General features: G+C 43.2%; 9 protein-coding genes and 1 pseudogene. 4 read left to right on the top strand and 6 right to left on the bottom strand.

The annotated features are described in order from the left end of the window. Positions 1-20: 20 nt before the first annotated feature. The 3 genes from F8R90_RS23865 to F8R90_RS23855 all read right to left on the bottom strand — a co-directional run bounded on the left by F8R90_RS23865 (position 21) and on the right by F8R90_RS23855 (position 2,830). The gene (locus tag F8R90_RS23865; protein ID WP_196512748.1) at positions 21-725 is read right to left on the bottom strand and encodes a Uma2 family endonuclease; all 705 of its coding nucleotides are present in this window, start codon (positions 723-725) and stop codon (positions 21-23) included. A 54-nt stretch (positions 726-779) separates the two neighbouring features. Continuing rightward, complete coding sequence (locus tag F8R90_RS23860; RefSeq protein WP_331000701.1) at positions 780-1,676, bottom strand: ABC transporter permease; 897 nt, start codon at positions 1,674-1,676, stop codon at positions 780-782. Positions 1,677-1,744: 68 nt separating this feature from the next. Further along, the gene (locus tag F8R90_RS23855) at positions 1,745-2,830 is read right to left on the bottom strand and encodes an ABC transporter substrate-binding protein (RefSeq protein WP_196512747.1); all 1,086 of its coding nucleotides are present in this window, start codon (positions 2,828-2,830) and stop codon (positions 1,745-1,747) included. Between the two features lie 517 nt (positions 2,831-3,347). Between F8R90_RS23855 and cruF the strand changes: the two genes are divergently transcribed. After that, positions 3,348-4,259: a gamma-carotene 1'-hydroxylase CruF gene (cruF, locus tag F8R90_RS23850; protein WP_196512746.1), complete on the top strand. Its 912-nt coding sequence runs from the start codon at positions 3,348-3,350 to the stop codon at positions 4,257-4,259. Between the two features lie 193 nt (positions 4,260-4,452). After that, positions 4,453-5,688 carry a 2'-O-glycosyltransferase CruG gene (gene cruG / locus F8R90_RS23845; RefSeq protein ID WP_230966735.1) on the top strand — a complete coding sequence of 412 codons (1,236 nt, stop codon included), beginning with the start codon at positions 4,453-4,455 and terminating at the stop codon, positions 5,686-5,688. A 79-nt stretch (positions 5,689-5,767) separates the two neighbouring features. Here cruG and rnhA read toward each other — a convergent pair whose 3' ends face one another. Further along, entirely contained in the window at positions 5,768-6,676 is a 909-nt protein-coding gene (gene rnhA, locus F8R90_RS23840) for a ribonuclease HI (protein ID WP_196512745.1), read from the bottom strand. A gap of 106 nt (positions 6,677-6,782) precedes the next feature. Here rnhA and F8R90_RS23835 point away from each other — a divergent pair. After that, positions 6,783-7,208 (top strand): annotated as a pseudogene (locus tag F8R90_RS23835) (hypothetical protein); the annotation flags it as partial. A gap of 38 nt (positions 7,209-7,246) precedes the next feature. Here F8R90_RS23835 and F8R90_RS23830 read toward each other — a convergent pair. Continuing rightward, entirely contained in the window at positions 7,247-8,131 is an 885-nt protein-coding gene (locus F8R90_RS23830) for an alpha/beta fold hydrolase (RefSeq protein WP_196512744.1), read from the bottom strand. 45 nt (positions 8,132-8,176) lie between these two features. Next, complete coding sequence (locus F8R90_RS23825; RefSeq protein ID WP_196512743.1) at positions 8,177-8,686, bottom strand: HugZ family pyridoxamine 5'-phosphate oxidase; 510 nt, start codon at positions 8,684-8,686, stop codon at positions 8,177-8,179. Positions 8,687-8,962: 276 nt separating this feature from the next. Here F8R90_RS23825 and F8R90_RS23820 point away from each other — a divergent pair, with 276 nt between their 5' ends. Then, the gene (locus F8R90_RS23820) at positions 8,963-10,468 is read left to right on the top strand and encodes a CIA30 family protein (RefSeq protein ID WP_196512742.1); all 1,506 of its coding nucleotides are present in this window, start codon (positions 8,963-8,965) and stop codon (positions 10,466-10,468) included. Positions 10,469-10,627 lie beyond the last annotated feature (159 nt).

Genomic DNA, 10,627 nt, shown 5'->3' with positions numbered 1-10,627 from the left:
AGTTAATAAGGCTGATAGTCTTAATTACAAGGTAGATTATTTGGATCTACACCTAGAGAACGTAAATACTGCGCTAACTGTTCAGCCCTTTGTCGCTCCTGTTCAGCCTGTTCTGCATCTGTCAAATAGCGATTTCCTTGCTGATCATACCAACATAAAAACTCCTGTTGTATCCCGGCAATTACAGCTTGGTTGCGTCCAATACCTAACCCCACCTCCGGCATAAAATAAGGTTCACCTATTTGTAGTTGGTAGTTTCCATCTATCAACTTATACACTTCAAAGGGTTGATGTTGGTCGCGTCGCCAAAACTCAGGGTTATAAATTACGTAGTACAATACACCGAGTTGTCTGTATATATCTAGCTTCTCGTCGTATTCGCCTCCTGGGGTATGGGATACCATTTCTAATGTGAATATTGGAACTATGTCATTTTCTTCCCAAACCGCATAACTTTTACGCGATTTACCAGCCTTTTTCCGTTCTACTCCTACACTCAAAAATGCATCCGGCACTACAGGTACTCTAGGATTGACTCCTGTGGTGTGATACACTGCCATATCAACTCCGAAGTACCAATCCATGCGATTTGCCCAAATGGAGTTGAGTAAGAAGAGTAAAATGTTGGGCAAAAAATTTTGATCCTCGTTATCCACTGGCGTATCGTCTGAACAGGGAAGTTCATCAGTAGTTGGTAACGCATTTTTGAGATCAGGTGAGAGCATAACCGTTGTCTCGCTGGCGTTTGATGCCCTTATTATAAATGAGTGACGGAAAGTTTAGCGTTTGGGTGCGGCCTCGCCAAACTTAATTAAAAGTGCGATCGCAATACTAACAAGCAAAATTAACGTCATACTTAAAGCTGAACCAAATCCCCAATTTTGCGTTGCTCCCAGAAACTGGTTATAAACTAACCGCGCTGCCGTCATACTAGAAGCACCACCAAGTAATTCTGGATCAACAAAATCCCCCAAACCTGTGATAAATACAAGCATAGAGGCAGCCGCAATTCCAGGCAAAATTTGCGGTACGGTTACTTGGTAAAAAGTTTCTACCGGATTTGCACCTAAATCAGCCGCCGCTTCTAGCAACCGCTTGTCTAGCTTTTCGAGAGAAGCATATAAAATCAAAACCATATAGGGTAACAAGCTGTAACTCATGCCAATAAATACAGCTTGACTCTGGTTAAGTAATTCCAAAGTAGGCAAGCCCAAATTGCTGAGTAAACTGTTCAATAAACCAGTAGGACGAAGAATTGTAATCCAAGCATAGGAGCGAAGTAAGGAGGAAGTCCACAAAGGCAATATAAAGCCTAATAGCAGTAAATTACGCCAACGCTGCGGAGCTATCTGAGCAATCCAATAGGCGACAGGGAAGCCTAAAATTAAACAAATTACTGTAGTGCCAAAGGCAAAAAATAGCGATCGCCCAATTACTTGTATGTAAAGGGGGTCAAATATGCGGATGTAGTTTTTGAATCCGTTGGGATTGACCAAATCTCCTGGTCTGATGTCTGCAACTAAACTTAACTCGAAAATTATCAGAGTTGGCAGCACCAACAAAAGTAATAACCAAATCCCAGATGGTGCAAGTAATAGCAAAGGTTGGAGCCAATTCGCTCGTGGGCGATGCAATTCTTCTATTTTAGAAATATCACTTTTTTGAAAATTAACCACTTATAACTCCTAACTCCTGTACAGACGCGATTAATCGCGTCTCTCCAAATTATTAATTCCTAATTATTTTAGCCGCTAGTTAATTGAGTCCAATAGCGCTCGTAAACCTCTTCAAATTCTCCCACAGGAGTAACACGTTCACAATTTGCTAAAAGCGACTCTGAGGGAAATAAATTAGTATTGTTTTGTATTGTTCTTGGCAATTGCTCAAATCCAGCTCTATTAGGCGTAGAAATACTCAGGCGTTGACTGATTTTGGCCGCTAATTCTGGTTGCAGAATCATATTAATCCAAGCATAGGCTCCAGCCTGATTAGGGGCTGTTTTTGGAATTACAATAGTGTCTGTCCATAATGAAGAACCACTGCGAGGAATTACATATTTGAGTTTAGGGTTTTCTTGAGAGATTCTCACCGCATCTGCTGAATAGCACATTGCCAATAGTAAATCTCCTGCCAGAATTTGATTTTGCCAAGCGTCGGTGTCAAAACGGGCGATCGCAGGTTTTAGCATCTTCAACTTTTCATAAGCTTGTTTGATTTCTTGTTCATTTTTTGAGTTGTAAGAATAACCTAGCATTCGTAACGTCGCACCCATCACTTCTCGAACATCATTAAGCAAGGTCATCCGCTGATTAAGTTGCCCTTGGTTTTGCCAAAGGTAATCCCAGTCTTGTGGTGCATCTTTGAGTTTTTCGGAATTGTAAAGTAAACCTGTTGTCCCCCAGTTAAAAGGGATACTATATCGGTTATTAGGGTCATAGCTAGGATTCTGAAACCGGGGAAATAAATTCTCTAAACCAATTAAGCGATCGTGATTTATTTCTGTTAATAAACCTTTGTCTACCATCTTCTGTACCATGTAATCGGATGGGTAAATGATGCTGTAAGTGCCACCACCTCCAGCTTGGAACTTAGCCAGCATGACATCATTGGAATCATATACATCCGCTAGCACTTTCATGCCAGTTTGGGTGTTAAAAGTTTTCAGTAATTGGTTGTCAGTATATTGTGTCCAGGTAAAGATATAAAGTTGATCACCTTGACCAGAACTATTAGAATTAGCACGTACTTCAGCCAGCTTCCAGCCACAACCAGCTAAAGATAAGCTAGAAAGTGCTGCCACCCCTTTTAAAAATTGGCGTCTGTTAGTCATTAAGTTAGAAGTTGTTCATCGACAACCTCTAGATTACGGTATACTTAGTAGCCCTTGGCGTGATTTTTTGGGTTAAATGTGTCATTCTTCACACTTATCAAACGCACCCCTTTCCTTCCCCTATGGTCACCGCTACGCAAACGGGTGAGATGTAGGGCTTCTGTAGGAGTTAGCTAAAGACTTTATTTTACTTTAGGGCTTGGGTAATCTTATGATGGTTGTCCTGCCTCAATGAGATCCCTGCATGGAAGGGGTTTTTTAACATACGGGTATCAATAGAACAACAAACCAGAAGTTTTTGCAGATGAAATTATGTAGATTTTGACTATATAGCTTAGACTAGTAAATCTATCATCATATTTCTTATAGCTTCAATCAATAGGCTGTTATGCTCTTCCCAAGAAAGCCAAACAAGTTTGTAGAGAATTGCGGCACAAAGTAGTTAAATATGTTGTTAAACATTTGTAAACTGTTAGCAGCCGAGTAGCCGCGTGTCACATCTTGTTAAGGAATTATCATGAGACAACTTGTTATTGCTGAACGCGTATGCCTCATTGGTCATATCGTGTCAAAAGCTTTTGGACTGGTAGGGATGCTACTGGTCGTACCTAATGCCGAAATAATTTTCAACTTATCGCAGGTTGGAGAAACTGCCGTACAGTTAAGTATGGCAGGTGGCGGTGTAGTTGATATCATCTTGGGGACAATAGCTGTCTCTATTTATGCCTACCGAACGTTGGGATTGGGAACTTGGCTAGCATTTATGCTGCCGGCTATGTTTATCTCCTTGGGGAGTGAACTACTGGGAACCAGCACAGGTTTTCCATTTGGAGATTATAGCTACTTGAGTGGCTTGGGTTATAAGATTGCGGGGCTAGTTCCTTTCACTATTCCTTTATCTTGGTTCTATGTTGGGCTGTCGTCGTATTTAATTGCGAGAACTGGTTTGAAAGTGGCTCAAAAACCCAGTTGGGGACGCCATATTGCGGCTATAGCCGTTGGTGCTTTACTCTTCACTTGCTGGGATTTTGCCCTTGAGCCAGCGATGAGTCAAACTTCTCTGCCTTTTTGGTATTGGGAACAACCAGGAGCTTTCTTTGGGACACCTTACCAGAACTATGCAGGTTGGTTTGGCACTAGCGCCCTGTTTATGAGTGTGGCAGGATTGTTGTGGAGAAACACTTCGATTAAATTAGAGCGATCGCAACTTAATCTACCCTTAGTCGTTTATTTAACTAACTTTGCCTTCGCCGCCGGATTAAGCTTGGCCGCTGGATTCTCCATCCCTGTGTTGCTCGGCTTACTTCTTGGTGTGGCTCCCGCTGTGGCGCTGTGGTTAAGCAGTTCAACCACACCTCCTCCAGTTGCTGTTGAATCAGCAAGCAAGGAAGTTTCAGTGGCAAGAAGCGTTAAAGTTGCCTTGAAATAAGCCTATAGATTGGGGAGTGGGGAGTAGAGAGTGGGGAGCAGGGAGCAGGGAGCAGGGAGCAGGGAGCAGGGGGAAAATTCCTCTTTTCTGTAATCCTTCCCCTGGTCACTGAGCGAAACTTTGCCCATCTGCCTCTTTCCCATCCTCAATGCCCATTTGTTTTGTATAGCCGCGATTTTAATTGATAAGTATTTTGACAACAGTAGACAACGCTTTGATAGTAGAAAGCGCCATTTCCCTTTTATTGCTACTTATCCAAGTACCAGCAACGGCGATTCTGTTTTCGCGCTTGCTAAAGGGGCCAAGACGGCATCCTCCAATAGAACCGCAACAGCCGACACCGGAGCTTTTGGGTAAGGTTAGCGTCGTCGTTCCCACGCTGAATGAGGCGCTTCGTATTAGCCCTCTGTTAGCTGGTTTAAGTCGGCAAAGCTACGAAGTTCGGGAAATTATTGTTGTAGACAGCAAGTCTAGTGATGGCACCCCAGACTTGGTAAAAGCGACACAGCAAAAAGATCCGCGCTTTCGCGTGATGACAGATGACCCCTTACCATCTGGTTGGGTGGGTCGTCCTTGGGCCTTGCATAACGGTTTTCTATATAGCTCTGAGGGTAGTCAGTGGTTTCTTGGGCTAGATGCTGATATCCAACCGCATCCTGGTTTGGTTGCTGGTTTGGTGAAGACGGCCGAAGCACAGGGCTATGACCTTGTTTCCCTTTCACCCCAGTTCATTCTCAAATATCCAGGGGAGTGCTGGCTACAACCGGCTTTGTTAATGACTCTGCTTTACCGATTTGACCCCGCTGGGATCAATACAGAGCAGCCAGAACGGGTGATGGCAAATGGGCAGTGTTTTTTGTGCCGCCGCTCCGTTTTAACTGCTGTGGGTGGCTATAGTAGTGCGAGTGGTTCTTTTTGTGATGATGTCACTTTGGCACGAAATATTGCTGCTCAAGGGTATAAGGTAGGCTTTTTAGATGGTGCAAAAGTGCTGAAGGTACGGATGTATGAAGGAGCGATGGAGACGTGGAAGGAATGGGGGCGCAGTCTCGATCTCAAAGATGCAACTTCTCGTTCGCAGTTGTGGGGAGATTTATGGTTACTCACATCTGTTCAAGGTCTACCTCTTTTAATAGTCCTGAGTTTTGTGTTGATTTCTCCTCCACTTTCTTACTCGCTACAGACGCGATTAATCGCCTCTCTACCCACTCCCCCACTGCTCTTACTGGGACTAAATTTATTCTTGGTGGTGATTCGCTTTGCTATGCTAATTGCGATCGCACCTTCTTACGATCGCAAAAGTGCAAAAGGCGGCTGGTTATTCTGGCTTTCTCCTTTGGCTGATCCCTTAGCTGTGCTGCGAATCTTCTTATCTGCGTTCCGTAAGCCACGCGAGTGGCGGGGACGGAAATATAGTGATGAGTTATGAGTGGTGAGTTATGAGTTATGAGTTATGGATTTTCAACTCCTCACTCCTCACTCCTAACTCTTCACTTCTACTAAACTCCCTACTCCTCTTCACCTCCTATTTGATCCCCCCGTTCTAGCTCCCAAAGAATTTGATTCCCTTCACGGCGTACCCGTGATACTATCCAGTTTCGCCAGCGCCATTGATCTCCTCGACTGGTAACAGCGCTGGCGTGGACATCCATCAAGTCTGCTAACTCAGAACTGGTGATTAAATAGCCTTTTTCAGAAATTTCGTCAGCGATACGCAGAGTTTCAACCAAGCTGCGGAGTTGCGAAACCCTCATTTCTGGCGGTTTTTCATCGGTTGCGGCCGCACTTGGGCCAGTTGATGGTTCCATAACGGTTATTTCTGGTGCAGAAGTACTGATTTCTTGCGGACTTTGGTTAGTTATTCGAGAGTTTTTTTCATAATCAGCTACTTTTGCTACATTTAGTTCATTTGTGGAAGGTAAAGATTTATAAAAATTTGTAAGAGTTAATTGTTGTAGCGAAGGAATTTTGCCACTGGCATAGGTGCGAGCGATCGCATCACAACGTTCGTTACCTATGTTACCAGAATGTCCCCTAACGTGTTGCCATTTTACTTGTTGGGTATTGAGTTCATCGAGAGTCTCCAAAAGCTCTTGGTTTTGGACAGGTTTACCATCTGACTTTTTCCAGCCTTTCTTTTTCCAGCCTTTCACCCACTTGGTAACGCAATTAATCAAGTATTCGCTATCCGTATGAAGGATGATCGGTTCAGCTTGTTGAGATGTTTGCAGGAATTGTAGGGCTGCGATCGCAGCTTGCATTTCCATTTTATTATTGGTGGTATGAGGGGATGCATCACCCATTTCGTGGATTGAGCCATCGCTGAAATAGACGACAACACCCCAACCACCAGGGCCAGGGTTTCCGGTGCAAGCACCATCGGTGTATATGCTTTGGATTGTGGGTTGAGTGGACATGGTTAGGGTATCGAACCGCTAAGGACGCTAAGGGAAGAGTGATTAGCTGCGAATTTTTTGAAGAATATCCAGGCTATTATACTGGTTCGCACTCCAGCTAAGGTAAAGACGTTGGCGCGTTGAAGATGCATTTCTCCTGACAAAACGACTTTTGGGTTTGGCTTATGTATGGGTCGGTGATAGGAACGGCGTACAAATCCAAATTCTGGCTACTTGGATTTTTTATGCTGTTCTCAATCAATTATGTATTGATGTGGCGTAGTTTACCGCCGTAGGCATCGCTTTGAATCAACCCCTAGTCCTGATTTCTACGGTGATGGCTTTTCGTGTTTATACCCGGATTTTTCAAGCTATTCTAAGTGATGATGCCACTGACGCTGTTCTCTATCTTGTTGAGCGTCAAAAGCTTTTTGGATTAGTCAAAACCAGGCGTAAGCGCCATCGGCAGATTGACGCTTACACCCAACAAATTTGGGCTTTATCTTCTGAAGTTGACACCAATTGGCACTGCGTGCCCCTACGGGTGATGTAATGTTGTACCGTATCTGAATGGGAACCGCTATCTAACTGCTAAAGATATCGCTGCAATAGACCAATGAAAACTTCTGGTATTTCCAAATGAGGTAATACTCCTGCATCTTCGATCGCATAAAAATCTCGAATTGCACTTGTATTTAAATTTGCCAAGCGTTTTCCTAATTTGATGTTGGTAAATTGTGCCTTTTCTCCCCAAAAGATCACCGTGGGAATTGTCAGTTGCTTAATATATAAACTCAGGTCAAAGTAAAGATCGCCCCGCAAAAATGACAAAGCGGCAAACTTGGCATTAGGCTGCTGTGCAGAGGTTAAATAAGCCTCCACCATTTCTTGAGATAGTCGTTGTGACTTGGCAAACAGAAAACTTTGTAAAAAATTTCGGACTGCAATTTCATTTTCAGCACCCAGCATATAAATAAAATTGTCCAACAGAGGCGTATTGATCACCGAAAGCGGAAGTCTGCGTCCAGCACCCTGCCCAAAATCATCAAATCCAGAGGGGGACACCAGAAACAGTGCTTTGAATAAATTGGGTTGAACAATAGCTAGGCGGATAGCAAAAGCGGCTGTTAGAGACGAGGCTACCACGGTCACTGGCTGGCGACAAGTTTCGATGATAAACTCTGCGATCGTGCTGAGATAATCCCTAATTTTATAATCCCGGACTGGATGAGCCGATTCTCCCCAGCCGATTAGATCGGGAGCTAAAATGTGATAACTAGAAGCAAAAGCCGGGTAAACTTTAGACCATTCATACGCAGATGCCCCACCACCAAAGTTATGGAGAAACAGTAGTGGAGGTAAATCTTCAGTATCAGCGATCGCCCAAGGTGCATTCGTTTGGGTATAGTAAACCATCGCCCCCAAGGATGTATGGATGACTTTATGTCCAAAACCAGGAGGTTGAAACTGAAGCATAAAATTAAAAACTATAGTTTAATAAGAACAGTGATAATTTATAATTCATTCTTGCTTTTGGTTACTATCTCCTGTGATTTGAACAACTTGATTGAGGTTATCACCACTGATGTGATAACCTCCGCCAAAACCAACTACAAAACGACCTTCACTAGGAATTAGCTGGAAAATCCGAAAGTCAGACAAGCCGCGCAAAACTTCGATAATTTGACCAAACCGCCTTTGAAATTGCTCAACCATTTGATTCCACTTGTCAGTTTCACGCTCTATCAAAGTTGCCGTACAATCAAAACTCAAACGACGACGGGCAAAAATTAGATTACTCTTAGCTTCATCCTCAATAAACAAGACGCTAACATGAGGATTGGCATAGATATTTTTGGTATGAGTCGAAAGACCACTGACGTAAATGTAGATGTTCTTGGAATCATCCATTACAAAGGGAGCATAACTAGCATTGGGTATTGCCTGGGCACTGACGGTGCTAATGATGACACTCTCAAATTCTTCAGGAAACTTTTCGTACTCAGCTTGAATGTTTTCAAGTTGGCTCATAAGTAAATTACCGTTTGATTAGGAACACCTAATTAAGTATCCTAACGTGATTGAGCGATGTCTACGACGGGCTATAACTATGCATGGAATGCCAAAGATTTGGCTTAATTGTAGCTAGTCTCCCTCATTAAAGAGAATTGCTGGTTACAGGTATCTCCTGTAGCCTATCCCCTTTCACCTAATTAAAGCAACTCAGCATTATCCAATTTCTGAGTACTGGAGGATTTGGAGAAACAGACATTGGGCTAAACTTAAGAAAGTTGTGAGGACGCAAATGTGACTGACAAAAATCGTTCTCAATGGGATTTAGGCAGGTTTCTCGAAACCCTGACTTACTTTGAGGTAATTCCTTTCCTTAACTGGGTACAGCAGTTAATCCAAGGCCGTCCTAAGGATAATCAATATAGACCCAATGGAGGAAGAAACGTGGGTGTAATACTAGTAGCAGGGGCAACAGGTGGTGTAGGTAAGCGAGTGGTGCAGCGATCGCTCCAACAGGGTTATAAAGTTCGCGCCCTAGTTCGAGACATTAATAAAGCACGGTCAATTCTTGGTAATGATATAGACTTGGTAGTTGCGGATATAACTAAACCAGAAACTTTAACTCCTTTAGTTATGGCTGATATCCAAGCTGTAGTTTGTTGCACAGCAGTGCGCGTGCAACCAGTTGAGGGAGACACAGCAGATAGAGCAAAATATTACCAAGGTGTTAAATTTTACCAACCAGAAATTGTTGGCGACACCCCAGAAAATGTGGAATATCAAGGTGTCAAAAATTTAGTTCAAGCGGCGGCAAAATATCTACCCCAAGCAAATGAAAAACCGATATTTGATTTTACAAAGCCATCAGCAGAATTAAAGGATATTTGGGGGGCGCTAGATGATGTCGTCATGGGTGGCGTGAGTGCCAGTAATATCCAATTAGTAGAAAATACAGCTTTGTTTGCTGGTAATGTCTCCACGGCTAACTCTGGCGGATTTGCTTCTATCAGAACTAAGAATTTTGATCCCCCCTTCAACTTATCTGATTGCGAAGGTGTAAAATTGCGCGTCAAAGGTGACGGTCAGCGTTATAAAATATTTCTGCGGACAGATACAAAATGGGATGGCATTGGCTATAGCTATTCTTTCGATACCGTAGCTAATACCTGGATAGATGTTCACATTCCCTTTGCAGATTTGATTCCTGTCTTTCGGGCAAAAGTTGTCAAAGATGCGCCGCCAATTGAGCAGAGTAGAATTTGTTCATTTCAACTGATGTTGAGCAAATTTGAATATGATGGAGCTTTGAATCCCAAATTTTCTCCCGGTGGTTTTACTTTGCAGTTGGAATCAATTAAAGCTTACGGCGGGACAACTTTACCACAATTTATCTTAGTCAGTTCAGCAGGCGTGACTCGTCCTGGTCGCCCTGGGATTAATTTAGATGAAGAACCGCCAGCAGTGAAATTAAATGACCAATTGGGAGGGATTTTAACTTGGAAGTTAAAGGGAGAAGATAGTTTAAGAGAAAGCGGAATTCCTTATACCATTGTTAGACCTTGTGCTTTAACTGAGGAACCAGGGGGTAAGGAATTAATATTTGAACAAGGCGATAATATTAAGGGCAAAATCAGCCGTGAAGATGTGGCAGAACTTTGCGTGCAAGCGCTAAAACTAGCAATAGCTTGTAATGTCACGTTTGAGGTAAAACAGACAGAAAATACTGTTACCTCTATCGATTGGCAGAAGCTATTTTCTAATTTAGCTAAAACAGCAATTCATCTCACGTCTTACCGCTAAACGGAAGCGTGAGATGAATTGCGCGTGAGTTGACGACAATCTTGCGACCAATGCCGTCAGGCGTTCGCGGTAGCGTCTCGTAGAGAGGGAGGAAGATGTGGAGGAAACGAACAAATCTTGTGTTAGCAAGAAAGGCAGAGGGCAGGAGGCTCAGTTGGC

The organism is Nostoc sp. NZL (assembly GCF_015714705.1).
In the GTDB taxonomy this organism is placed as follows: Bacteria; Cyanobacteriota; Cyanobacteriia; order Cyanobacteriales; family Nostocaceae; genus Nostoc; species Nostoc foliaceum_A.
This window is presented reverse-complemented; position numbering and strand designations above follow the sequence as displayed.